The organism is Paenibacillus sp. ov031 (genome assembly GCF_900143165.1).
Classification (GTDB): domain Bacteria; phylum Bacillota; class Bacilli; order Paenibacillales; family Paenibacillaceae; genus Paenibacillus; species Paenibacillus marchantiae.
Window position 1 is genome coordinate 262703 of the sequence record NZ_FRDO01000002.1, and the last position, 24411, is coordinate 287113.

The window sequence follows — 24411 nt, forward strand, 5'->3', positions numbered from 1 at the left end:
CCGGTCCTCCTACGTATTTAAACTCAAATTTGACTTATCTCCTGAACGGCAATGGAATGGTTCGTCACTGAGCAACTACAACAAACAACACAAAACAGCGGAATACCCTCCCGCAAAAATGTGTCTATATAAGTTGAAAACATGTTGGATTGACCATGATCCGAATAAGTTATCCGATACCATGTCTGAACATGTCTCATCCGTTCCAGTGTGCACCTCTTATTTCCACTACAACATTCAGGTGTCTTGCTTTTGAGACATCGTGAGCCAATCACAATCTCTCTAGGTTTTCCCCTCTCAGAAAAACCGGGTCCGTTAATGTACTGACCTATTATTATAGTCCTAGAGTCTCTTCTACACGAACAGAGTATGTATCCGTAATTGGTATATTATCTTTTATTATCTCTTATTTATGTAAAATATCTCAGTTATGCTCTGTTTATCTTGTTTAAATATTCCCGTCCATGCCCAAACAAAAAAAGCCGCCAATGCTCCCCTGACAGGAAGCGTTAACGACTCTCTTGATTACGTCTACACTTAAAATCTCCCCGATTTAAATATCGAATAGAGCAAGAAGGCCACCATCAGAATGGCTACCAGAAAACCGATCTCAATGACCGGAATATCCCACAGCATGGTTGACTGGTGACTGATCGAAGAACCGATGATCAATCCAACCATAATGATACAAAATGCGAGCAGTACAATACTAAAAGACAGCCGATTACTGATCTGGTCCATTCTGCGCATGAGCGCATCCAGTTCGGGGACACTGATCTCCAACCTCAGCTTACCTTTGCTAATAATGGAAGACAATTGCCTTAACTGTCCTGGCAGACCCATGACACTTTCGGCCATATCCGCAGCACTGCGGAACAGACGGTTCTTGATCCTCCCAGGATTGAAGCGTTCCTTGATCAGCTTTCGACCAAATGGTTCTGCCATATCTACGATACTCAAGGAAGGATCGAGATGTTCGATGACACCTTCCATCGTGAGTAGCGATTTCCCTAGCAGCAGAATGTCGGCAGGCATCACAACCCGATGTCGCTGCGCCACGCCGAACAGATCATTCAATGCCTGACCCACGCTGATTTTGGAGAAGGGAATATCGTAGTATTTGCTGCGCAGCTTGTCCAGATCGTTATGAAGCCCTCTCAGATCCATATCATCCGGCATCATGCCCAGCTTCTCAATCGCCCGAATCATGCTGTCCGTATCTTTGCGCATCAATCCAATAATGAGCGAAGCCAGGTGCTGCTTCATCTCATCGCTCAGACTTCCTACCATGCCGAAGTCAATAAAGGCAAGCCTGCCATCCTTCAGAACCATCAGATTGCCCGGATGTGGATCCGCATGAAAGAATCCATGAATGAAAATCTGATTCAACAACGAATCCACCAGCCGCTGCGCAATGTTATTCAGATCATGCCCACGTTTAATCAACTCGTCACGGTCATTGAGCTTGATGCCTTCGATGTACTCCATGGTGAGCACACGAGAAGAAGTTTGATCCCAATAGATCAGTGGTATTTTCACTTTGCTATCCTGCTGATATTGCTGTGCAATCTTTTCCGTATTACGTCCCTCGACGGTATAATCCAGCTCAGCCATCAGTGCCTGGGCGTACTCTTCTACCATTTGGGGGATCTGATATTGCTTCACCCAATCCCAGCGTTTCTCCGCCATCGCTGTCAATTCTCGTAAAATATCTAGATCGCGCTGAACGATACGCGATATGCCGGGCCGCTGAATCTTAATAGCTACGGCCTCACCGCTTCGGAGTTTACCCAGATGCACCTGTCCAATACTAGCCGCAGCCACAGGGGTATCCTCGAACCGGGAAAAGATCTCCTCCAGCGGTGTATCCAATTCCTGTTCCAAAATACCCCGTGCCGTCTCCGAGGAAAACGGTGGGACCTGATCCTGCAGCTTCACCAATTCCCGGATCACAGACTCGGGCAACAAGTCTGCCCTTGTGCTTGCCAGTTGCCCCAGCTTAACGAAAGCCGGCCCCAGCTCCTGCAGCACGAGTCGTATGCGTTCACTCAGCGTCTTGGTGGTGTGGGCTTCACGCGACATCCACCGCCGGGGTATGGCCAGCAGCTGGAACAAACCCAGCTCCTCGACCATATAACCGAAGCCATGACGCACCAGCGCCATGGCAATTTCCCGGTATCTGCCGACATGTTTGATTCGCACAGCCATCTACTCGATCTCGTTTCCTTTGAGAGGAGGAACTTCAAGTGGAGCTGGGGATACATCAGGTTGAAGCTGTGGTGTGTGACCCAGTTCCGCAAGCTTTTTCTCAAGGACGGCAACACGCTGTTCCAAACTGGTTACATCACTCTCGGATGGAACGCCCACTTCCTGAAGGACGCGCTTGACCTGTTCGTGAATCATTCTTTTGAACTGGCCCTGCTCTTCATCGCCCCGTTCCATCAGGCGTTCAACCAACGCTTTGGATTCACCAGGCGCCAGTTCCCCGCGCTTAACCAGATCATCCACGGTTTTCTCAATTTTCTCCTTACTTACAACAGTAAGACCGAGCCCTAACGAGATTGCCTTTTTGAACAAATCGCTCATTCTTGTCATCCTCCTCTTCGTTGATCTCTATAGTATACCCCTAATCAGCTGCTCACAAAAGAAACGGTACGGCTACACGTAGCGCGCAGCCCATTTTCCTGCCTGCAGAATTAACTGACGATAGGTTTCATGGGCAAAAGATGGTACATGATGTCCTGGCATCAAGTAAACAATGCGTCCAAGACCATATCTATGCGCCCAAGCTGCGGGCTTCGGCCCTTCTTCGGATTGATACTCCAGCAGAATTTTCGTTTCGGCAAATGAACCGAACTCGAACTGATAAGGCTCTTCCTCCATCGTAAATCCGGAAATGCCTTCCGTCACTGGATGGCTCTCTGCAGTTACTGTGAACTCTAGTGGGGCATAAGGTGGATGATGCAGGAATTTGGCACCGATCATCTGCTTCAGCTCATAACGATTTTGGAGCGAAATTCCGTTATGTATAATGACCAGTCCACCTCCATTACTAACATAGGACAATAAGCCTGCCGTCTGCTGTGGAGAGACTTTCCCCTTCCAATCATCCATGTAACAGATACACACATCAAATCCAGTTATATTTTCTTGCAGCAGCATGTTGCGATTCTCACTGCACTGCACAGTCATAGTATCGTGAAAAATCCGACTAATTTCCGCATCCACCCCTTGCAGCGGATGCCAGTCCGGATGAGTATAATCACCAAGTAATAACGCTTTTTTACGATGATCCATCAATAAAAACTCCTTTCAAATTACCTCTAACAGAATTACCAAGGAAGGGTATCGCCCTTGTAATCTACATACGCGGGCTGATCGCCCATGAACTCCTTATGGCGATCGATGAGTGCTGTGATATGCTGAGCCGATTGATCTGGCGTAAGGTCTGCATCGGTATTCAATTCCCCGCTCATATAACTCTGTACCCAGCCGGGATGTATCAGCATCACTTGCCCACCCTCATTCTTCAGACCATTATGCACAAGGCGGGCCTGCATGTTTAACGCAGATTTGGACATACAATAGGCAAACCATCCATCCCGGCTGCACTGCTCAATACTGCCTGCCTCCGAAGATATATCGACGATCAGCTTGTTTGTCCCTTGAAGAAGGAGGGGCAACAGGGCATGAGTCACACGCAATGTCCCCAAGGTATTTACGTTGAATACTTCTGCCATCTCCGCCATATTTAACGGTCCGCGGATATGATCCGTAATACTTCCTAGTATAGCCGCATTATTGATAAGCATATCCAAATGCTCTGTATCCAGCTTAAGTGTCTCCGTGAACAAAGCTACGGACAGATCATCCGCAATGTCCAGTTCGATGGCGCGTAAATGTTTTGGAAAGGCATCCGTCAGAAGACGAATTCCTTCTGACTCTTCCATGTCCAACCCTGCTGCATAAACGATATAACCTCTCTTCAGCATTTGTGCCGTCAGAGCTAACCCCAGTCCCCGGGCCGCCCCGGTTACACATACGGTTTTCATCATGCTGTCCCTCCCTCACAAGCTTAATCTGTCTTTAATTCATTCCACATTATTATCCAAAAACCTTTAATTATGAATGGGTACAACTAACTTCATGACCAAAGTCTCAGGTGAATTCCCTTGAATCAGTTTCATTCAGCTTATAGGGAATGATCCGATCACAGAGACAAGCAACAAAAAAAGTTCTGATCCATATATCGGATCAGAACCGGGAACAACTTGGCATCTTAAATGCGTTTCATTCAACGCTTAATATGACTCCAGGCGGGATCACATATTATTGCAGCAGTTGAGCCTTGTCCGCAGATCGGGCAGCGTAATAACGCCCCAGTTCAACGATTAGTGCCCCCATCTTCTCATCCTCTGGGACTACGAGCGCCTCAATACCTTCTTCACGCATTGCGTTTGCCGTAACCCTACCCACCGAAGCAGGCACTACGCCTTGCCGGAAGGCTTCCTGCATGGATTCGAGCTTGCCCTTTGACGCCGCGTATTCAACCAAAAACCGCACTTGCGGCCCACTAGTAAACGCGACAGCATGCACCTCATGCAGCAAAATTTCATTCAACAACTGTTCCAGTTCGCCCTCTTCGGGCGGGACGTGACGATAAGGAAGCACCTGACGTACTTGCGCCCCTTGTTCCTCCAGCCAACCGACCAACTTGGGCGCGGTTTCCCCATGCAGTTGCAACATGACCTTCTGTCCCTTAAGTTCATGAGGCGCAAATTCACGAATCAGCCCGTCTGTGCTGCCATCATCATCCCGTACCAGCGGTGTCAGTTTACGTTTTCGGAGTGCATTGACTGTTTTGTACCCTCTTGCTGCAATCAAGGATTCCGATAATACGTCCAGCAATTGATCAGCAATCTCCATATCCTCAGCCATATCAAAAATAGCGTCCAATCCCATACCCGTGGTTAATACCGTCCAGTCTGGCGGGTCGGATATCCAGGATACCAGACCATCTCGAATATTACGATCGTCCAGAAAAACAGTTCCCTGTGCAGGTCGGACTAGTGGAATCCCGCCCATTTTCTCAACCAGCAAAGACATCTCTTTGGATTTTCGTGGTCCGGTCAATGCTACGCGTATACCTGCCAAATGTTGAGCCATCCATGTTCCCCCCGTTAATTCAGCCGAAAGTCATCAGTCTGACTACAGTATACAGGGTACTTCTATGGAGGGAAACCGAGTTTCCCCTCTTTTCGGCGGTTCATCTATAACGATTTTTGATGGGATATATCAGGAAGGCTGTAGTTCTCCACCCTGATGTCCATCACGTTTACTTTTGTCAGGCTCATCTCGTTCCTGTGATGCTTTCCCTTGTTTATCCTCTTTTGGTTGCTGCTTTTGCTTCTGGTCATCCGTTGCTTGACGATTTTTCGCACCATTTTTGCGAGGACGAAGGAACACAAAGAGTATGATGGGAAATAGTATCTCGAACACAATCCCAATCCATGTCCATTCCCTTGTAAAGCGAAAGAGCTGAACCGCGTTTTTGAAAAACCAGAAACTACACACGTAACCAACCAAAGCCACGGGTCCTGTCATCACTTTACCCGAAACTTTTGGAATCATTCGTTTCATTCCCCAACAGACAAAGTACAGATCAAATGCAATTTTGGTAATCATTGTAGGTAGAGTTGCCGCTGCTAGTGCAAGATCAAACCGATCAAGGAAATCACTGATTTGCAGCTGCCTTGCAAGCTCATAGGAGGGATATACCAACCTGGATGCGATGGGTACCCCCACTGCCAAGATAGTTTCGACGATAATCAGAATCATTAACAGGGCTGCGATCGTAATCCCCCACATGACCGACTTGAATCGGAAATCACTTCCCTTAATTACAAAGGGAATTGCAATCATCTCTCCAAAAAAGGAAAATATGTACCAGCTTCCTTTGCCAACACCCGCAACATCAATGTCAAAATACGGCATGAGATTATCCATGTTTATTTGCTGAATAAGCATAAACGGCAAAATCAACGAATTCAGCATAAACAAAGTAACATACAGCTCTGACATCCCAATTAAGGACCCTAGCCCTCCCCTCACGATAAAAACAGCCATGACCAACAGGGTCAATAAAATTATGGAAATCGGGGTCGTCTCCAGCAAGGTAATGCTTACATAGTCACCGATTAGGCGGATATCACGGGCAAATATAAAGAGAAAAAACAGGATATACAACAGTCCTGTCACACGTCCCAAAAAGGGGAAACGCTCCACCAGAGATTCAAACAGATCCTGATCGGGGAACCGTCGCTGAACACGGCTTAACATCCATAGGGATGCCACCATGACAAGAAACACGGGGATATAGGATAAGTAGGCGTGCTGTTCAGCATAAAAGATGGCTTGTGCATGGGGCTGAATCAACGTACCTGTAATACTGAGCAGCATGATGAGCAGCACCAACTGACGACTGGTCACTTTTTGATTCATGGAATACCTCCTTTCTGTCTTATCTTTCATGCTTATTCGTTGAAAAAGCCTTATGGTAACGGTAGCCACCGCTGAATGAATTGGGTAAGCCATGTCGTGACGAAGACTGTTTTGCTCAAATTCGTTACATAGAACCAAATCCCGGCGCTGATGGCGATCAGTCCGTAGGATAACCAGCGATTAATAGCCGCTGCCTGCTTCAAATGTTTGAAGTCCATGATGATTACGGCAACGACTATACCCAAATAAGTGAACAGCAGCGGCTTAATCATGGACGATATCCTCCTCAGGTAATCCAAACGGTTTGTTGATAACTCCTACATTTTCAATAACGATATGTGGTTCAACCACAACTTTTACACTCGGATAAATATCATCCCAACGATCCTTAACCTTGTCCCATTCTTTGGGCAGATGTTGGTGAATCGAGCGACCCAAACCCAAAATATCGGCAGGATATTCTTTCTGAATCAGCCTTATCCCTTCCTTGATGTCATCCTGGATTTTCTGATGAAGTGCTTGATTCAGGTTCTTAATCTCTTGCTCTCTCAGGTCACCGTAGTTCGACTCGTTGTCCACCAAGACTCCCTTGGCATAAAGTTCAATCGTCACCAATATTTTTCCATTTTCAATATGAGGATGTAATGTAGAGTTGTTTTCGTTCAGCTTGATGAAAATATCACCTTTCCCACGAGGAGCCTTAACCATAATTTCTGGCTCGTTAGCTTCACCCATAGCCAATATAAGTGCACCAGCAGGCGCTTTTTCAATCATGCCTATCAGTTTGTCCTTCTTAAAGATGGCGAGTCCATCCAACTTGATGTTCGTCTTGACGTCCTTCCAGTTGCTCGGCACATTGTCAACGGTCGAGGCGACAGGCAGGAATGGATCTACCCCCTCGGAAAGAATCGCATCCGTGAACGTCTTGAGAGAACGTGGTCTGCGCATATTCAGAAAGCACAGTTCACGTACCATTTCCGAAGGAAATTTTTCAATCGGCGCATCGGTATTCAGCACCTTGTAAGCAGAACCTTTGGTAACAATAGGTAGAGCAGAGAGTCGGTTAAGCGGGTAACGCGTAAGTAGGTCCAGCATGGGAGCAACGCCTTCACGTGCAAGCTCCTCTCCGATCAGCATGGTACGCCGATGTGCATAATAAAGCTCACGGGAAAGTGCCTTTTGGCCTTCAATAGATGTTCCGCGCAACGTTTTGGCTGTATTGGATAACATGAACCACGATTTATCGCCACTTGTGCCCCCACCACCACCCTCACTTCCAGTGGAACCGGATTGGCCGGGAAGGGCAATTTGCAGACTGGTTCTGTAATTATCCTCTTCCTTGTCGATGGCGAGACCAATCACAAAAGCTATATCATTAATTTCCTTCCGATCCCAGCACCCTGATATGAAAATGGTACATAGGAGCATGATGGCGACAACATGCCGTTTATGGACAAAAAACATGTGCTTACCACCCCTCCTCAGCTTCAGGTGAACCGTTGATTTTCTCATTCATCCGCTGCTGGTCACGATGAACCGTTGAAGGACGATTGATCATTTTCCACCATGGTGCACGAATAACAATATCCTTGGTATCCTTTTTGCTGTAGGGACTGAGGCCCGACAAATACGGTACACCGAAAGAAGTCATTTGCGTCAGATGAACCGAGATCAGCACCAGTCCGAACACAATGCCGTATAAACCAAGCGCTCCGGCAAGCAGCATAATCGGAAAACGCAGTAAACGAACCGTAATGGCAAAGTTAAAACGAGGGATCGTGAAAGACGCAATCCCTGTCATGGATACGATAATAACCATGGGTGCAGAGACGATACCCGCTTGAACCGCTGCCTGTCCAATCACGAGTGCCCCCAGAATGCTGACGGCCTGACCTACCGTTTTGGGTAACCTGACCCCCGCTTCTCGCAAAGCCTCGAATGATAGCTCCATAATGAGGGCTTCAACCAGTGCAGGGAACGGAATGGCCTCCCTTGCCCCGGCAATACTCAGAATCAACGTGGTCGGCAGCATATCCTGATGGAAGGTTGTAATGGCGATATAGAGTGCAGGCAGAAATAGCGCGATAGCTACAAACAAAAACCGAATCCACCGCACCAGATTGCTGATAAAGAACCGTTCGTAATAATCCTCACTCGCCTGAAGCATCTGCCACATGGTTACTGGGGCTATAAGGACAAACGGGCTACCATCCACAAAGATGGCAAATCGCCCTTCCAGCAAGTTACCTGCAACTGTATCTGGACGTTCGGTATAATGCATCTGCGGAAAAGGGGAATACGGATGATCCTCTATCAATTCCTCAATATACCCGGACTCAAGAATCCCATCGATCTTAATCTTGTTGAGGCGTTTTTTGACATCCTTAATCAGCTTGGGATCGGCAATATCATCGATGTAGGACAGGACTATATTGGTTTTGGTCTCGGTTCCAATCGTCATGCTTAACATCTTAAGCCCAGGTGTTTTCAGCTTGAAACGAAGCAGAGCTGTGTTTACGCGCAATGTTTCGGTGAAGCCTTCGCGTGGCCCGCGGATAACCGACTCGGTCTGGGGTTCCTCGACACCGCGCCGCATGCCGCCCTTGACGTTGAATAGCCAAGCCTCCTTGCTTCCGTTGATCAACAGAAGTGCAGAGGATTCAAGCACACCATCCGCTGCGTCTGCCCAGGTATCCACTTTCTTCACCTGCGTCAGGGCGATACGTGTATCATCCAGAGGAGCTGCAGGTTCATCGGTTCGTTGTTCGATCAGACCACGAATCAGAGGCCGAAGCATATGATCCTGAATATCCGTCGAATTCACGATGCCTTCGATGTACACCAGTAGTCCTTCCACTTCAGGTGAAATCTTGACATTGCGGAAGATCACATCCGAGCAATCCGAGAAAATGTCTTCCAGTGCCAACATATGGCTTTCATGTGAAAGGCCTATCGGTTGTTTCAGAATAGGGGGAGACGGCAGCCCTAAGGGGATGTGTTTCTTCTTTTCTGAATCCTTGGAACCATCTTTCCCTGATGTTTTGTCCGCCATATGCCGCCCCTCCGTTCCTGTTTTTTTATACAAGGTAGCTTGTGCCAGAGCGCGCAGAATTATGTGGTCTTTTTATAAAATATCCAATGGCATCTTCATTTCAGACAACAAAAAAGGCCTCTGTATGAATTACAGAGACCTTTGGGGTTTCATCAAAAGTTTGCATCAAATCTTCATTCACTTAATTGATACTCTTGTCCACTTCTTTAATCATTTCCTGAATGGATTCCAAACCACCGCCGGACAAGTACCAGTAATCTGGGTCAAGATAAACAATGTGTCCGTCTTTATAAGCATTCGTATTTTTGACCAAATCATTCTCGACCACCTGTTTGGCAGGCGTTGCCTCACCACTGCCTGCAACCACTGCACTCCGATCTACCACGAACAGATAATCCGGATTTTTCTCCATAACATATTCGAATGAAACGCTTTGTCCATGGGTCGACACTTCAATATTTGCATCTGCCGGAGTAAAACCGAACACATCATGAATGATACCAAATCGGGAACCTGCACCATAAGCACTCAATTTGCCTTCGTTCGTCAGAACAACCAGTGCATTCTTTCCAGCAGCCGTTACTTTATCATTTAAAGCTTTAACAGAGGTATCAATGGATGCCAGTGCCTCTTCTGCTTCTTTTTCTTTACCAAAGATCTCTCCAAGCGTCTTCACATTCGAAGTCAGGGAGTTCATATAATCTTCTGTGTCTACCGCCATATAAATGGTCGGTGCAATCTTGCTCAGCTCTTCATAGGAGTCTTGCAGTCGTCCTGAGATGATAATCAGGTCAGGCTTCAAAGCATTTACTTTCTCAAAATCAGCCTCTTTCAAACCGCCAACATTGGCGTACTTTGCATCGTTATACTTTTCCAGATAAGAGGGAACTCCCTCCTGAGGTACACCGGCAACCTCTACTCTAAGCTGATCCAATGTATCCAGCACACCATAGTCGAATACAACCACTTTCTCCGGATTCTTCTTCACTGTTGTTTCGCCAAGTTTATGTTTAATGACGATTTCATCATTGGACTGATCTGCTGCTGCATTCGCTTCTGATCCAGTGCCACTGCTGGCACCTGTATTTTCTGCTGTTTTACTTCCACCGCAAGCTGCCAGAACAACCGACATCACCACAAGCAACGTAAACAACCAACCCTTTTTCATAAATAGACACCTCTCGCTCTCTCTATATTGGTTTAACTTTTTCAAGCAAAATACACACAAATCTTACGCCCATCAATCCATTGCACAGGGATGTGCATGTCATATACTTTCTGCAATACATCCGTATCAATGATGTCCTCCGTCTTACCTTCCTGCACGACACGCCCATCTTTAAGTGCAACGATATAGTCTGAATAACAGGAGGCAAAATTGATGTCATGAATGACAATAACAATGGTCTTGCCCAATTCATCCACCATTTTGCGAAGCACCTTCATAATCTGCACGGAATGTTTCATGTCTAAATTATTCAAGGGTTCATCGAGGAGAATATACTCGGTGTTCTGCGCGATAACCATGGCAATGTAAGCCCGTTGCCGCTGTCCACCGCTTAGCTCATCCAAATACTTTTTGCGGAATGGAGTCAGCTCCATATAATCGATGGCTTCCTGAATCCACTGCCGATCCTCTGCCGTGAGTCTTCCTTGTGAATAAGGAAAACGGCCAAAAGCAACTAGGTCCTCCACCGTCAACCTGATATTTATGTGATTGGATTGTTTGAGAACTGATATTTTTTTGGACAGATCCTTGTTCTTCCAGCCTTCGATCTCTTGCCCTTCGATCAGGACTTGTCCTGTATCCTTGCTGATTAGCCTGGTGATCATGGATAACAGTGTGCTTTTGCCTGCACCATTGGGACCAATAAATGAAGTGATTTTCCCTTTGGCAATATTCAGTGATACGTCATCCACTACCCGGACGCCGCCGTATTGTTTGGTTACATTTCTGACTTCTACCACGACTTATTCTCCTTTAGCAGTAAATAGATGAAGTACACACCGCCTACAAAATTGATAATGACACTTACTGTAGTGGCAAAAGTAAATACTCGCTCTACAATGAGCTGTCCACCGACCAATGAAACCACGGCTATAATGACTGAACCCCAGATCAGCACTTTATGACGATGTGATCGGAATATCTGATGCGCCAGATTCACGACCAGCAGTCCCAGGAACATGATTGGGCCGACCAGCGCTGTGGAGATCGACACCAGAACCATCACAACCAGCAGCAACCTTTTCACGATGTATTGATAGTCCACGCCAAGATTAACCGCGTGATCTTTGCCGAGGGACAGTACGTCGAGATATTTGGTAAACCTCTGTGCATACAGCAGGATCAAAATAATGGCCACCATTGAGATGATCAGCAAATCCGTATTCACATTGTTAAAACTCGCAAACATCTTGCCCTGCAGCACAAGGAACTCATTGGGATCAATCAGCACCTCCATAAAGGAGGACATGCTTTGAAACAGCGTACCCAGAATAAGGCCAACGAGCAGCAGCAAATAGATATTGCGCCCCCGTTCTCTACGGAACATGAACTGATGCAGGAGTAGAGCAAACAGACTCATTAACAGAACAGATACCGCAAAGTTAAGATTTTTGTTCACAAAGCTGATATGCGTGCTCCCAAACACAAACACGGCAAAGGTCTGAAACAACATATACAGGGAATCGAGCCCCATAATGCCAGGCGTAAGAATTCGGTTGTTGGTTATCGTTTGGAAAATGGCAGTGGAATACGCGATGCAGGCACCTGTGAGCACAATGGCAAGAATCTTTTTCCCTCTGCGAGGCAGAATATAATCCCAGTTGCCCCCGGATTGAATGACCAGAAATACACCAATTAACAACACTGCCGCTGCAATCAAAATGCCAAACTTCCAGGTATTCGCCGTATACTTCATTCTCATGATTCATAAGCCTTTCTTCGAAGCAATAAATACAGAAACAGCACGCTACCTACAACTCCCACAGTCAAACTGATGGAGAGCTGATAAGGATAAATAATCAATTGACCCAAAATATCGCAGACCAGAACAAAAATCGCACCGAGCACTGCCGTATGAGGCAATGTATCCCGCAAGTTGTCCCCCTTATACAACGTCACAATATTTGGTACTACAAGACCCAGAAACGGGATTGTACCTACCGTAATAATGACGACCGCTGAAACCATGGCAACCAGAATCAGTCCGAGATTAACCACTTTACGATAAGCCAGTCCAAGGTTGGTTGAGAAATCTTCACCCATGCCCGCAAGTGTAAAGCGATTAGCGAACAGATATACGATAATGAGCAGCGGAATACTGATATAGATCAGTTCATAACGTCCCTTCATAATCGTGGAGAAGTCACCTTGCAGCCAGGACGACATGTTCTGGATCAAATCGTTTTTGTAAGCAAAAAAGGTCGTGACTGAACTTACAATATTGCCAAACATCAAACCAAGGAGAGCAATGTATATCGTATCCTTGAATTTGACTTTCTCCAGTATCCGCATAAAAATTAGCGTTCCAGCCAGTGCGAAGGCAAAAGCGACCAACATTTTTTGCAGTGGAGAAGCACCGGGAAACCACATCAAAGTAACAAGGATACCTAACCGGGCTGAGTCCATTGTTCCGGCCGTTGTCGGAGAAACAAATCGGTTGCGTGTCAGCTGCTGCATGATTAGTCCAATGACACTCATACTGATACCTGCGACAAGGATGCTGACTAGACGGGGAAAACGACTGACTTGTAACACCTGAAGCTGGACTGGGGTCAAATGAAATATATCCATGGGCGAAATTGCTGAATTGCCAATAAACAGGTACACGATAGACAAAAAAGCCAGCACGATCAACATATAGCCTAACTTCATCTCTCTACTAATCCCCTCACCAATAGCCGTAAAACACTTGTAGCTGCTCTACTTAGTTCAACTTGATATTGATACTCATTATCAATTAGAGTAATTATATCGATATTAATTTCGTCATGTCAACCTTCCTCTGCTTCTCTTTTTCTAAATTTCATGAAACAACCTGAAACACATATAATTCAAGTTTAATTGTATATAAGGAAAAAGGCCTTCCAATTGGAAGGCCTTTTTAATGATTCAGTTAGTCGGCAAAATAATCTTCAGGAACATAGCGGATCTCAGATTCCGCATATATCGTCAATGTATGGCTTTCTCCATCATACTGCACCCGGTCTCCCTGAACGTAATACCAGTGCTTCACCAAGGGCTGATCTTTACGCTGTACAAATCGAAACACATTGAGCTCCTGTCTAAGCTCCATAATGCTATCTACCACCTGTTGTTCCAGACCCGTCACGGTAAAAACAAACCCAGTGCCTTCTCTTTGATAGCGATAGGACATCGAATCTGTTTTGCTGTTCACTAACCCTCGCCCTGTCACTGCATGCTTAACCATGAACCATTCCTGCTGCGTCATAAACGTAATTCCTCCTTTGATCTTGGAGTTTCAATCTATTTCGGTAATCTAGGGCAGATCGATCAACATATAGAAAGCGTCCTCGCTTGCATCCAGGTTCATGGATGTCGTCTGTTCCACACGAGCCGTATCCCCTTCATTTAGCTGATACTCTCCGTTCAAGCCAAGCTTTCCTTCAATGGCAAAAATGTACATGCGGCGATCTGCAGCCTGTTCATATGTTAAAGTCTGACCTGCAGCCAATCGGCCAAGATAGATGGTCATATCCTGTTGAATGGATGCGATACGCGCCCCACCTTCAGGGGATACCACGGGTACGAGTGCTCCCGCGAGTGCGTCTGGATCAAAAGAAGTTGTCTCATAAGACGGCTCAAGCCCTTTCGTATGTGGCATGAACCAAAGCTGTAATATACGCACTTCTTCAGAATCGGAGGCATTGTGTTCGGTATGGATCATACCACTGCCTGCTGACATGCGCTGAATTCCACCAAATGATGTAACAGCCACATTGCCCAGGTTATCTTCATGACGCAACTTCCCGTTCAGAACGATGGACACAATCTCCATATCACTATGCGGGTGTGCCCCGAAACCACGACCAGGGGCAATTACATCATCGTTAGCTACCCGCATGGGTCCAAACGCAGTATTCTCCGGGTCCTGGTATTCACCAAAGGAAAAGCTGTGATTGCCGCGCAGCCAGCCCCGGTCGAAGCTGGAACGGGAATCGGATGGAATGACGTTAATCATAAAGACATCCTCCTATATGTTCTCTTATTTTTTCTTAGTAGCATACTTATTCTCATTGTACCAAATCGATGGGCTTTTCGTCCAAAACAAAAAGCCTTCTCCCGGTTCGAATGGTTCACACGTATAATTACGCGTATCCGAACTAGCGAGAAAAGGCTTCTATACAGGATATACCTGCTTGAATGAAATTGTTAGTCCATCCCTACTCGATGGTGATATACCCGTTATGCACTCACATTCTGTCGAGCGTTCCCTTGTCTAGAGAAGAAATGATCCACCGCCAGGAAACGGCTGCCTGTGAAGAGTAGTGTCAATGAACCCGCCAGCAGCAGGTAATCAAACTCGGTACCACTCATGAACGGCTGCCCTACTTTGGCAGTAAGCAGAACCCCACCCATAACTACGATGAACAACGCAGCAAATACACGTGTTCCTAACCCCAGAATCATGGCTGCACCACCCACCAATTCAATGATCGCCACAACCGATGCCAGAAAACCAGGAATGCCGATACTTTCAAAGAAACCGACTGTACCGCTAATTCCACCTTCGAATTTGCTCCAACCATGTAATACAAAGATGAGACCAATCATGATCCTTGAGAAAAATAACCCAATCTCCACACTTCTATTCATATTCATCTTCCTCCTTGGAGTTTAAGTTCAACGTTAAATTTCAACCAATTGACCAAACAAACAAGACAGACAGCAGCAGGATCACTGTGGCAGAAATGAATACCGCATAGCGGGGAAGCGTCAGCGTAACATCCTGTTCCGGGTCTAATAGACGGGAAATACGTACATTCACCGAAGTATCGGCAAAAGACGATTGAATAGCTGTCTCTCTAATCCTCCAAGGTTCAGGGCAAGCTCGGATCAGTTTGAGCAGTGCACTACCAATGCCCGCGGCGTTCCCCGTACGTTCAATCGCTTCATTGTCAGCCAGAATTTCTCGAATGATATTGTAATGTTTTGAAGTATGCTTTAACACCGGAATATAAGGCATCATGACGGCAAATACCGAAAGCAATGTCGTCTTGAGTGGATCACGATGCCACAGATGATGCACCTCATGGTACACAACTGCTCTTTCTTCTTCAGCATCCAGCATCGTGAGCAGCCCTGTGGAAAGCACTATACAGGGTTTCCACAGACCAATCGTAAATGCAACCGGTGACGGCTTGTCCACCACAATGAATCGAGGTTGTTTCAGTTGACGGTACCGCGCCTCAAGTTTACGAGACATGGCCCCGTCTTCCAACGACCGAAGCTTCCGTACCGCTGCACTTGTCTTGATCATGCGATCGAACAGCAGCCAGCCTGTACCGGCAAACGTCAGGAGCACCAGTGCCATAAGAACATGCCCCATGGATAACCAACCCAGCCTGCTCATCCAGTGATTACATAGCCAGAGCAGATTAAACGGAATGTCCCAACCAAATATTTTGTACATCGCGTACATGAACATCTGCATGAACACGAATAACGGAATGCCAAACCCGACGGTAAACAACAGCTTCGAGCGGGCCTTCCACATGTCAATCGCTATCCTTTTTCCATTGCTTAATCTTCTGCTCCAGCCGCTCAATCAGCCCTGCATCTGCTTCATCCAGCGCATCCAGCATGTGATTCACAGCAAGTGCCCCGAATTCATCCACCAACTCATGTGACAATTCCTTGGATTGGTCGTTCATAAACTCCTCCCTGCTCTGTACCGGATGGTACAGTGACGTTCGGCCCTTCTGCGACTTGTGGAGCAGCTCCTTGTCCACGAGGCGATTCATCACCGTCATGACTGTATTGAAATTAACGTCTTTATCTTTTTCTAGTGCGGTTTGCACTTCGCGAATGCTGCTGCCTGGACGCGCCCATAGAATGTCCATAATCTTCGCCTCCAGCGGACCGAAAAACCGGTTCAGCCCACGCTCACCCACTTTAAAATTGTGTATTCTCATGTTCAGACACCCCTCACACTACTCATTGTAGTGCCAACAAACGAGAAGTCAACCTCTATGTCAGCTATTTATTGTAAATGATTTGTAAATATGTTTTCCATTTCAGAACATCATTTTGATGCACAAGTTCGGTTTACAGCTAAAAAAAGTCTAAAGACCGGGCAGGTCTGCTATTCTGCAGTCCTGCCCGGTCTAATTCATAAATCGATTATTCATTTCTGAAATAATGATGAAATCAGTGCTTTTATTTAATTGCGATCCTGTGAGGGCATAAATGCGGAGATATCCACACCAAGTCCATGAGCCAAACGACCACCGAGCTGTCCATCTGCCTGGAAGAAATGGCATAAAGCACGAAGCTGGGTCTGTTCCGGTACTACCTTCAAGTCATTGATCAGGTTATCGAGCAAATGTTGCTGCTCCACCGCCGTGAATGAACGGAACAACTCCCCTGACTGCGTATAGTTATCGGTCTTCTCAATTTTCTCACGCGTAACATGACCCTCTAACGGAACCTGGCTGTCACGGTATTCCGGTGCTTCTTCCGGGCTGTTGCCCGAGCTGTTCGGTTCATAATTTACCGGGGACGGGTCCTGACTCACATTCATCAATCCATCACGCTGATGATTGCGAACTGGAGCATAAGGGCAGTTCACCGGAATCTGCAAATAGTTCGGTCCGAGCCGGTGGCGCTGTGTATCCGGATAAGAGAACAGACGACCTTGCAGCAATTTATCTTCGGAAGGCTCAATTCCAGGCACCAAAGCGCTTGGTGAAAAGGCTGCTTGCTCCACTTCTGCGAAGAAGTTTTGTGGATTACGGTTCAATGTCATGGTTCCGATCGTCTGGAACGGTAGTACATCTTCCGGCCAAGTCTTGGTTGGGTCAAGCGGATCGAAGGCGAAATCATCCATCTGCTCCGGCTTCAACAACTGTACCTGCAGCTTCCACTGCGGGTATTGACCGTTTTTGATATGATCGTGTAAATCCCGGGTGGCATGGTTGAAATCCTGTCCTTGTACCTCAGCTGCCTCTTGACGTGAGAAGCCTCGCACGCCTTGAGCCGATTCCCACTTGTATTTGACATAATGGACTTGCCCTTGAGCATTAATCCATTTGAAGGCGTGTACGCCGAATCCATCCATTTCACGGTAACTTGCTGGCGTACCCAGATCGGAAAACAACCAAGTCATCATATGAGTCGACTCCGGTGACAGTGTCATGAAGTCCCAGTAGCGTGCAGGGTCCTGGATATTCGTATCCGGCGCAGGCTTCAGGGAATGAACCATATCCGGGAACTTCATGGCATCACGGATGAAAAAGACGGGCAAATGGTTACCCACAATATCATAGTTCCCTTCACGCGTGTAGAACTTCACGGCAAAACCACGTGGATCACGCGCTGTCTCCGGTGAACCCGTACCGTGAATTACCGTGGAGAACCGCACCAGTACATCCGTCTCTGTGCCCGGGTCTTGTAAGAAATCGGCTGTCGTATAAGCCTTCATGCTCTTCTCCAGCGTAAACACGCCATGTGCGCCAGCACCTCTTGCATGAACGACCCGTTCCGGAATACGTTCACGGTCAAAGTGTGCGATCTTCTCAAGAAGATGATAATCCTCAAGCAATGTGGGACCTCTTCTTCCTGCGGTACGGGAGTTTTGGTTGTCACCTACGGGTGCGCCCTGATTGGTTGTCATGCGTTCTGTCATATCGTTATCCTCCTCATGTTGGTCTCATGCCTGCTGTATATACTCTATTAAAATCATATTCGCCATCGCTTTAAATATACATTTAGACTTGATCTAACTGTTAAATTGATTCTAACATGTCCCACTCGCCCCTTGCATGAGGTTCGTATGAGATTAAGATGAGTTTCTTGTTCGTTTCATGAATGAAATATGAACATCAACTTGGAGTAAGATGAGCATTGATCCATTCCGATTGCTTGATCTACTCTCTCTAGTGGATATACCCGCATACGAGTGACATGAACAGCGCAATGTGTCCACACAAAAAAAAAGCGGACTAATCCGCCAGGCGGTAGCCCACTCCTCTTACCGTTACTATATATTGAGGCGAAGCCGCGTTATCGCCAAGTTTTTTGCGCAAGCTTTTGATATGAACATCCACCACATTGCTTCCACCCGTAAAATCAGTCTCCCAAATATCGCTGAGCATCTCCTCACGGGAAATCACTGCACCTTTGGCATCAATCAGCTTCAGCAGCAGATCATACTCTGTCTTGGTCAGGTGAATGCGGTCATTGTTCCGGTGCACACTCATCCGCTCACGATCCAGCCATAGATCCTTGAAAGCGATGCGTTGGCCTTCCTGAGGTAGAAATCCACGTTTCGGTGCTGCAGGACTGTTGCCGATCATGCGTTGCACACGATACAACGCTTCCTGCGGACGGGCTGGCCAGACCAGTAATTCCTCCTGAAGCATCGGGCCACTGGCACTGCCAATCATCTTCTCCCCCACCAGATACAGACAGGGTGTTGCATGTTCCGCTTCACGATTCAATCGGCTGCTGATACCGGCAAAAGCATCAATGGTTCCAGCAACAGACAGGTCATAGATCAACAGATCAAATACAAGCCGTTCATGCAAATCAGGCTCCCAGCGGTGGAACACCAGCACATCGAAGCAGCTATCCGTAAGTGCCTTAACCAGCTCATGTACTTGCCCTGGCATAGGACTAATCAGAATGACCCGTCTCGTAACCGGGCAATTATCCACAAGGGGAGTTGGATCCGCAAGGGCAGGCTTGACCCGGAGCGGCAAACGACGACCGGACAGGTTGATTTTTACTTGACCCGTTTGTTTCTGCATTCCGCGCAGACACCTCCAAAGACCACATGAGCGTGATCAATCGCATACCCGGTTTCCTCCGCGACTTGCTTCATCCATTGCGGAGGAACCTCCGTCATGACTTCATCCACCTTGCCACATACTTCACACATAATATGTTGATGATCGTCCATGCGGGCATCATAACGACTGGCCGTCTCGCCTAACTTGAGTTCTCGAATCAACTCTTTATCCGTTAAATATCGGAGCGAATTATATACCGTACCATAAGCCAAATTATAACCTTGCTCCACCAGACGGTTCATCACTTCTGCTGCCGTTGGATGGTCTTCGGAATGACGGACTACATCGTAAACAGCTTGACGCTGTATCGTCAGATTTAGAGTTCTCACCAGCAATTCTCCTTTATTAACCCATTCAATAGTATATAAGATGACACAGCAATCTACTGATTGCTATGATTCCCTGAAACATCAAAATCAATTTTGATTTAGATTAAGTATAAATCTCATTGCACAATGAAGTCAATATCCGACTATTTTATTCATGAATACTTATAGCCAAGCCTCTTCTAAGCATCCGTTGCTCTCATTTGGGATAATATGGTTCGCTACTATACTGCTTTTCAGCTAAAATATAGTAATGTGCGCTAAAGGGGGGATGCTTGTTGCTAAGCACGTTTTTCGTCAATCTCTGTGTCATGATCACGTTCATGTATGTGTCCGGAATCATAGCCAAATTCTATCGTATCCGCGTGCCCTTTCCCTCGATGCGTGTTCAGATGATCGGTGGTCTGCTGTTCGGGATCTATGGAACGGTACTGATGAATTATTCCTTTCCTTTAAATGAAACTACCATTGTGGATTTGCGTCATTTGGCTATCGTCACAGCAGCCGTATATTTAGGAGGACTGGCTTCGGTCATCTCGGGACTTGTCATTTCCATCCTGCGTATTGTCATGTTTGGAATGTCATCCGCTGCCATCGATGCAGCATTCGTCATGACGATTATCGGACTATCCGGTGTATATTTTGCCTATGCTCCCTGGTCGAGATTAACCAAAATTATTACCATGAACCTGCTGGGTATGACGCTGATCTTTGTGATCCTGATGCTGAATACAACCAGCATGAACTCATTAATGAAAGTATATCCTTTACAGATGACCATTTCTTTTGTCGGTGGAATCTTTATTTATTTCATCGCAGAATTCATTAATAAATCGAATGAGATGTTGTTCCTGCTCGAACGAAAAGCAACCACCGACCATCTTACCAATCTCAGTAATCGCAGACAATTTGAGAAATCACTTGAGTTGGAACTGGAACGGGCTCGTGAGTACAAGCAAAAACTATCCCTGTTGGTCATCGACATCGATCGTTTCAAAAAAGTAAATGATACTTTCGGTCATACTTCAGGTGATGCGGTTCTGAAACAACTCGGACAATTGCTCATTGAGCATACCCGCTCAGCGGATATCGTCTCTCGAAACGGAGGCGAGGAATTCGCTATACTATTGCTCGATTGTGGTCATCACCAAGCCATGGCCATTGCCGAGTCCATCAGACAATCGGTCGAGAAGTACCATTTTGCGCTGCCTGATGGCAATACGATCCGGCTGACCATCTCCATAGGGGTCGCTGTTTTTCCGGATCACTGCGACGACCGGGATGATAACGATTTCTTTGAACAGGCAGACCGTGCATTATATGAAGCCAAGAATACGGGCAGGAACCGCGTATGTGCCATTCCGCTGCGTTCCAGGTCGCTCTCCGGCGGCCAAAGCCCATTCTAATCTCAAACCAAAAAAGGGATGTCCTCATAGCCTATCAGGCTAGCCAGGACATCCCTTTCTTATCTCAACATTTTGCAGCATTCGAATCAACTCGCGTACGGGTAAAAAGCAACCTGTGAGGTTGAGTTCGCCTTAAGCTAAGATTTGTTCGATTTCTTCAACGATGGCAGCATCCAGCTTCACACCGGAAGCGGCAGCGTTCTCTTTCACCTGCTCAGGGCGACTTGCCCCTACAAGCGCACTGGACACGTTATTTTGACGCAGAATCCACGCCAGAGCCAATTGACCAACCTTCAAGTCCAGCTTTTCCGCCACTTCAATCAACTGACGAACCTTGCCAATCCGGTCAGCATTAATTTTCCCTTCATCCCATCCCAGCTTCGCTGCCCGGCTGTTCTCGGGAATATCGGACACCGAAGTGTATTTCCCGGTCAACAATCCTTGTGCAAGCGGGGAGTAGACGACTTGTCCAATACCTTTGCGCTCACCCAAAGGGATGATTTCACTTTCGATGTAACGGTCAAACATGTTGTATACCGGCTGGTTCACCACGATATGATCCAGCAACAGGCGGTCAGCGGTACCCAGCGCAGCTTCCATCTGTGCCGCGGTCCATTGACTAACACCTACGTAGAGCACCTTGCCCTGACGCACCAGATCGTCAAGTGCTCGCAGTGTCTCTTCAATCGGTGTTTCGGTATGATAGCGATGGCAATAATATATGTCTACATAATCAACACCTAGCCGTTGCAAGCTGGCTTCGCATTGTTCCTTAATATGTTTACGTGATAACCCTTGGTCATTTGGACCGTCACCCATTTTGCCAAAAACCTTGGTTGCAAGGACATAGGAATCGCGGGAATACGCTTTCAACGTCTGCCCCAGCAGTTCTTCTGCTGCACCCCGCTCGTACACATTGGCTGTATCGAAAAAGTTGATGCCTTCATCGAATGCGGCTTCAATTGATTTCACCGCGTTTTCACGTTCCACATATCCTCCGTATGTCAGCCAGCTACCCAGGCTAATCTCGCTTACTTTCAGTCCGCTTCCACCTAATCTACGGTATTCCATTGAATGCACATCCTCCTCTAAACTGATTAATGATGAAGTTCCCTTTCTATTGTATCGTATTCGGCTCGGATTAAAAGGGCTTTGGAGAAGAATTTGGGATATTGATAGGGATGAATATGAAAAGCTCCGCTAAAAGAGCGGAGCCACGACACGCGTCAAATATTACCCAGTCACCACATTTTAATGAATGGGCACTAGTTAATCTTAGTTAGCTGTTACGATAAATTGTTCCCATGCTCCGCCCACAGCGTTACGATTGGCAGACAGCACGCCTCCGTTATTCAGATCCGCACTGACATATTTACCGTTCGCCACGGATTTGAAGGCCACCAATCCCCCACCCAGATCTTCACGGGTAAACTTCTCCCATGTGGATGGGTACGTGGCCGAGGCGATCAAGCGCCCGCCATTATTCAGATCTGCTTGCACATATTTGATGTTGCTCATCGACAGGAAGGATACCGTACCATCCGAATTCTGGATGATTTTGAACCGCTCCCAATGTCCGGCAGTATCCCGATTGGCTACCAGTGCATCTGCACCGCCATTCTCTGCGCTAACAAATGTGCCGTTGGCATTGGCTTTCAGGCTGGACCATGTCTCTGTAAAAGGAGCCGTTCCCGTATGTTTTTTGACCACATTCTGGAACGAAGTATTAGAGGCAAAGTTCGCCGTTGTGAACTTGCTCCATTTTGAAGCAATTGTTGCCGCGCTGTCCGTATTCAGGTTCGGTGCCGGGTTGTTGTTGTTATTGTAATAGCCCCAAGTTCCGCCGCCTTTGACCTTATAACTCCAGTTCGTCCATGAAGCATTCAGTGCATTCAGACCAGACAGCCACTTCTCGGTCAGATCATCCTGACCAAACGAGAACTCGCCCGCTAACACCGGAACGTTCCAATTCTTCTGATAGGACGCCATATCCTTCAGCCAGCGATCCATCTCCGAATTGGTCAGATCCCAGTTGTTATAATCCGTGAATTGATAATGGTGCGTCTGATACATCACATTCGTCCAGCCATAAGTCGTTGGTGGTGAAGCTGCCCACCAGTCGAAGAATGCTGCGATGATGATCATGTGATCGGCATCCTTGGCACGGACGGCTTTGTACATCCGGTCATAGAAATCCATCTTTTGCTTGATTTGAGCTGCATTTTCACCCGTTCCCATGGTTACCAGAGGTTCATTGAGCAGGTCGTACGCGGCAACAGTTGGATTACCTTTGTAACGTGTCGCCATCCGTTCCCAGATCTGAATAGTCCAGTTCTGGTATGTAGAATTAGTCCACAGTTGGTTGGAATTCTCCTGACCGCAGGAATGCCATGGACAGGCGGCTCCCGGTGCACCGTGCAGATCGAGAATGACATACAGGTTCCGTTTGCCCGCTTCATCAATCAGCCAATCCAGTTTGCGGAACGTAACCGAATCAGGCTTCATGACACCGCTGGTGTTCATAAAATCCTCCCAATAGATCGGCACACGCACAACGTTCATGCCCCAGTTCTTGATGTTATCCAGATCACCAGCCTGAATCCAGTTGTCCTGATATCCATTGATCAGGCTCTGTGCACCCGATTCACCAAAACGATTCGTCAACGTGCGACGCAGCGTGTATTCATCTACCGCCCCGGATGGCGTCATCCATTCTTCCTGCAGCAGCCAGCCACCCAAGTTTGTACCACGCAGATTTACCACGTTGCCTGTACCCGAATTATTGCGAACAACCGTCCCGTTAGCCTTCAGGAAATCCCCTGATCCAAAAGCCGCACTGGCCTTCGGTGAACCTACGGCCGAAGCCAGCAGTCCCAGCAGCAGACAGCTGCACAATAGCATAATAGTGCTCTTCTTCAACATGTTGACGCCTCCTTTAAATGGTCATATCTTGAGGTATGACTGAACCAGGATGCAGCACTCACGACAGGTAACGGTAATGCTATATAAACAGCGGGTGTACGAGGGGGACAATCCATGGATGTCCGCTATTTATCACAACTGGAGTTAGTGAAATCGATTACATTTT

Annotated in this window: 24 protein-coding genes; 1 reads left to right on the top strand and 23 read right to left on the bottom strand. The window is 47.0% G+C overall.

The annotated features are described in order from the left end of the window. Positions 1-537: 537 nt before the first annotated feature. The 21 genes from BUA17_RS11385 to BUA17_RS11485 all read right to left on the bottom strand — a co-directional run bounded on the left by BUA17_RS11385 (position 538) and on the right by BUA17_RS11485 (position 19920). Positions 538-2208, bottom strand: coding sequence for an ABC1 kinase family protein (locus BUA17_RS11385; RefSeq protein ID WP_063567238.1), 1671 nt, complete (start codon positions 2206-2208; stop codon positions 538-540). Continuing rightward, positions 2209-2586, bottom strand: coding sequence for a phasin family protein (locus BUA17_RS11390; protein WP_053782782.1), 378 nt, complete (start codon positions 2584-2586; stop codon positions 2209-2211). Between the two features lie 72 nt (positions 2587-2658). Further along, the gene (locus tag BUA17_RS11395; RefSeq protein WP_063567237.1) at positions 2659-3297 is read right to left on the bottom strand and encodes a ThuA domain-containing protein; all 639 of its coding nucleotides are present in this window, start codon (positions 3295-3297) and stop codon (positions 2659-2661) included. A 35-nt stretch (positions 3298-3332) separates the two neighbouring features. After that, a complete protein-coding gene (locus tag BUA17_RS11400; RefSeq protein WP_240321537.1) occupies positions 3333-4055 on the bottom strand; it encodes an SDR family oxidoreductase in 723 nt (240 codons plus the stop codon). Positions 4056-4329: 274 nt separating this feature from the next. After that, positions 4330-5166 (bottom strand): uroporphyrinogen-III synthase, encoded by an 837-nt coding sequence (locus BUA17_RS11405; RefSeq protein ID WP_063567236.1) that lies wholly within the window; start codon positions 5164-5166, stop codon positions 4330-4332. A 129-nt stretch (positions 5167-5295) separates the two neighbouring features. Further along, positions 5296-6501 (bottom strand): GerAB/ArcD/ProY family transporter, encoded by a 1206-nt coding sequence (locus BUA17_RS11410; protein WP_072733675.1) that lies wholly within the window; start codon positions 6499-6501, stop codon positions 5296-5298. 50 nt (positions 6502-6551) lie between these two features. Next, entirely contained in the window at positions 6552-6773 is a 222-nt protein-coding gene (locus BUA17_RS11415; RefSeq protein ID WP_063567234.1) for a hypothetical protein, read from the bottom strand. Continuing rightward, entirely contained in the window at positions 6766-7965 is a 1200-nt protein-coding gene (locus BUA17_RS11420) for a Ger(x)C family spore germination protein (RefSeq protein WP_072733676.1), read from the bottom strand. Before BUA17_RS11420 ends, BUA17_RS11415 begins: the two co-directional genes overlap by 8 nt. Before the next feature lie 4 nt (positions 7966-7969). After that, positions 7970-9430, bottom strand: a complete 1461-nt coding sequence (locus tag BUA17_RS11425) for a spore germination protein (RefSeq protein ID WP_240321539.1) — start codon at positions 9428-9430, stop codon at positions 7970-7972. 304 nt (positions 9431-9734) lie between these two features. Continuing rightward, a complete protein-coding gene (locus BUA17_RS11430; protein WP_072733677.1) occupies positions 9735-10721 on the bottom strand; it encodes a siderophore ABC transporter substrate-binding protein in 987 nt (328 codons plus the stop codon). A gap of 41 nt (positions 10722-10762) precedes the next feature. Continuing rightward, the gene (locus BUA17_RS11435; RefSeq protein WP_072733678.1) at positions 10763-11521 is read right to left on the bottom strand and encodes an iron ABC transporter ATP-binding protein; all 759 of its coding nucleotides are present in this window, start codon (positions 11519-11521) and stop codon (positions 10763-10765) included. Further along, positions 11515-12483: an iron chelate uptake ABC transporter family permease subunit gene (locus BUA17_RS11440; RefSeq protein WP_269453530.1), complete on the bottom strand. Its 969-nt coding sequence runs from the start codon at positions 12481-12483 to the stop codon at positions 11515-11517. The genes BUA17_RS11435 and BUA17_RS11440 overlap by 7 nt, the downstream gene beginning before the upstream one ends. Continuing rightward, positions 12480-13433 (bottom strand): ABC transporter permease, encoded by a 954-nt coding sequence (locus BUA17_RS11445; RefSeq protein ID WP_063567229.1) that lies wholly within the window; start codon positions 13431-13433, stop codon positions 12480-12482. The genes BUA17_RS11440 and BUA17_RS11445 overlap by 4 nt, the downstream gene beginning before the upstream one ends. A gap of 241 nt (positions 13434-13674) precedes the next feature. Beyond that, positions 13675-14010, bottom strand: coding sequence for a hypothetical protein (locus BUA17_RS11450; RefSeq protein WP_063567228.1), 336 nt, complete (start codon positions 14008-14010; stop codon positions 13675-13677). A gap of 48 nt (positions 14011-14058) precedes the next feature. Next, on the bottom strand, positions 14059-14760 hold the full coding sequence (locus BUA17_RS11455; RefSeq protein WP_063567227.1) for a pirin family protein: 702 nt from the start codon (positions 14758-14760) through the stop codon (positions 14059-14061). Between the two features lie 224 nt (positions 14761-14984). Continuing rightward, positions 14985-15395 (bottom strand): DoxX family protein, encoded by a 411-nt coding sequence (locus BUA17_RS11460; RefSeq protein ID WP_063567226.1) that lies wholly within the window; start codon positions 15393-15395, stop codon positions 14985-14987. A gap of 40 nt (positions 15396-15435) precedes the next feature. Next, positions 15436-16296: a M56 family metallopeptidase gene (locus BUA17_RS11465; RefSeq protein ID WP_063567225.1), complete on the bottom strand. Its 861-nt coding sequence runs from the start codon at positions 16294-16296 to the stop codon at positions 15436-15438. A gap of 1 nt (position 16297) precedes the next feature. Next, positions 16298-16714 carry a BlaI/MecI/CopY family transcriptional regulator gene (locus BUA17_RS11470; protein ID WP_063567224.1) on the bottom strand — a complete coding sequence of 139 codons (417 nt, stop codon included), beginning with the start codon at positions 16712-16714 and terminating at the stop codon, positions 16298-16300. 248 nt (positions 16715-16962) lie between these two features. Further along, the gene (locus BUA17_RS11475; RefSeq protein WP_072733679.1) at positions 16963-18426 is read right to left on the bottom strand and encodes a catalase; all 1464 of its coding nucleotides are present in this window, start codon (positions 18424-18426) and stop codon (positions 16963-16965) included. A gap of 316 nt (positions 18427-18742) precedes the next feature. Beyond that, complete coding sequence (locus tag BUA17_RS11480) at positions 18743-19549, bottom strand: winged helix-turn-helix transcriptional regulator (RefSeq protein ID WP_072733680.1); 807 nt, start codon at positions 19547-19549, stop codon at positions 18743-18745. Next, entirely contained in the window at positions 19525-19920 is a 396-nt protein-coding gene (locus tag BUA17_RS11485; RefSeq protein ID WP_063567221.1) for a Fur family transcriptional regulator, read from the bottom strand. The genes BUA17_RS11480 and BUA17_RS11485 overlap by 25 nt, the downstream gene beginning before the upstream one ends. Before the next feature lie 275 nt (positions 19921-20195). Between BUA17_RS11485 and BUA17_RS11490 the strand changes: the two genes are divergently transcribed. Continuing rightward, complete coding sequence (locus BUA17_RS11490; protein WP_072733681.1) at positions 20196-21323, top strand: GGDEF domain-containing protein; 1128 nt, start codon at positions 20196-20198, stop codon at positions 21321-21323. A 132-nt stretch (positions 21324-21455) separates the two neighbouring features. On the opposite strand, the gene BUA17_RS11495 is transcribed toward BUA17_RS11490, so the two are convergent. Together BUA17_RS11495 and BUA17_RS11500 are read right to left on the bottom strand one after the other, a co-directional pair. After that, the gene (locus tag BUA17_RS11495; RefSeq protein WP_072733682.1) at positions 21456-22394 is read right to left on the bottom strand and encodes an aldo/keto reductase family protein; all 939 of its coding nucleotides are present in this window, start codon (positions 22392-22394) and stop codon (positions 21456-21458) included. 204 nt (positions 22395-22598) lie between these two features. Next, positions 22599-24245, bottom strand: a complete 1647-nt coding sequence (locus BUA17_RS11500) for a cellulase family glycosylhydrolase (protein WP_139295651.1) — start codon at positions 24243-24245, stop codon at positions 22599-22601. Between the last annotated feature and the right edge of the window lie 166 nt (positions 24246-24411).

Coding starts and splice junctions, on each gene's coding strand:
- BUA17_RS11425 (WP_240321539.1), bottom strand. CDS start 9,430: ATGTTGGCACTGGAAGACATTTTCTCGGATTGCTCGGATGTGATCTTC.
- BUA17_RS11450 (WP_063567228.1), bottom strand. CDS start 14,010: ATGACGCAGCAGGAATGGTTCATGGTTAAGCATGCAGTGACAGGGCGA.
- BUA17_RS11495 (WP_072733682.1), bottom strand. CDS start 22,394: ATGGAATACCGTAGATTAGGTGGAAGCGGACTGAAAGTAAGCGAGATT.
- BUA17_RS11400 (WP_240321537.1), bottom strand. CDS start 4,055: ATGATGAAAACCGTATGTGTAACCGGGGCGGCCCGGGGACTGGGGTTA.
- BUA17_RS11480 (WP_072733680.1), bottom strand. CDS start 19,549: ATGCAGAAACAAACGGGTCAAGTAAAAATCAACCTGTCCGGTCGTCGT.
- BUA17_RS11440 (WP_269453530.1), bottom strand. CDS start 12,483: ATGAGAATGAAGTATACGGCGAATACCTGGAAGTTTGGCATTTTGATT.
- BUA17_RS11405 (WP_063567236.1), bottom strand. CDS start 5,166: ATGGCTCAACATTTGGCAGGTATACGCGTAGCATTGACCGGACCACGA.
- BUA17_RS11420 (WP_072733676.1), bottom strand. CDS start 7,965: ATGTTTTTTGTCCATAAACGGCATGTTGTCGCCATCATGCTCCTATGT.
- BUA17_RS11390 (WP_053782782.1), bottom strand. CDS start 2,586: ATGAGCGATTTGTTCAAAAAGGCAATCTCGTTAGGGCTCGGTCTTACT.
- BUA17_RS11415 (WP_063567234.1), bottom strand. CDS start 6,773: ATGATTAAGCCGCTGCTGTTCACTTATTTGGGTATAGTCGTTGCCGTA.
- BUA17_RS11410 (WP_072733675.1), bottom strand. CDS start 6,501: ATGAATCAAAAAGTGACCAGTCGTCAGTTGGTGCTGCTCATCATGCTG.
- BUA17_RS11385 (WP_063567238.1), bottom strand. CDS start 2,208: ATGGCTGTGCGAATCAAACATGTCGGCAGATACCGGGAAATTGCCATG.
- BUA17_RS11460 (WP_063567226.1), bottom strand. CDS start 15,395: ATGAATAGAAGTGTGGAGATTGGGTTATTTTTCTCAAGGATCATGATT.
- BUA17_RS11475 (WP_072733679.1), bottom strand. CDS start 18,426: ATGACAGAACGCATGACAACCAATCAGGGCGCACCCGTAGGTGACAAC.
- BUA17_RS11500 (WP_139295651.1), bottom strand. CDS start 24,245: ATGTTGAAGAAGAGCACTATTATGCTATTGTGCAGCTGTCTGCTGCTG.
- BUA17_RS11465 (WP_063567225.1), bottom strand. CDS start 16,296: ATGTGGAAGGCCCGCTCGAAGCTGTTGTTTACCGTCGGGTTTGGCATT.
- BUA17_RS11455 (WP_063567227.1), bottom strand. CDS start 14,760: ATGATTAACGTCATTCCATCCGATTCCCGTTCCAGCTTCGACCGGGGC.
- BUA17_RS11445 (WP_063567229.1), bottom strand. CDS start 13,433: ATGAAGTTAGGCTATATGTTGATCGTGCTGGCTTTTTTGTCTATCGTG.
- BUA17_RS11430 (WP_072733677.1), bottom strand. CDS start 10,721: ATGAAAAAGGGTTGGTTGTTTACGTTGCTTGTGGTGATGTCGGTTGTT.
- BUA17_RS11395 (WP_063567237.1), bottom strand. CDS start 3,297: ATGGATCATCGTAAAAAAGCGTTATTACTTGGTGATTATACTCATCCG.
- BUA17_RS11470 (WP_063567224.1), bottom strand. CDS start 16,714: ATGAGAATACACAATTTTAAAGTGGGTGAGCGTGGGCTGAACCGGTTT.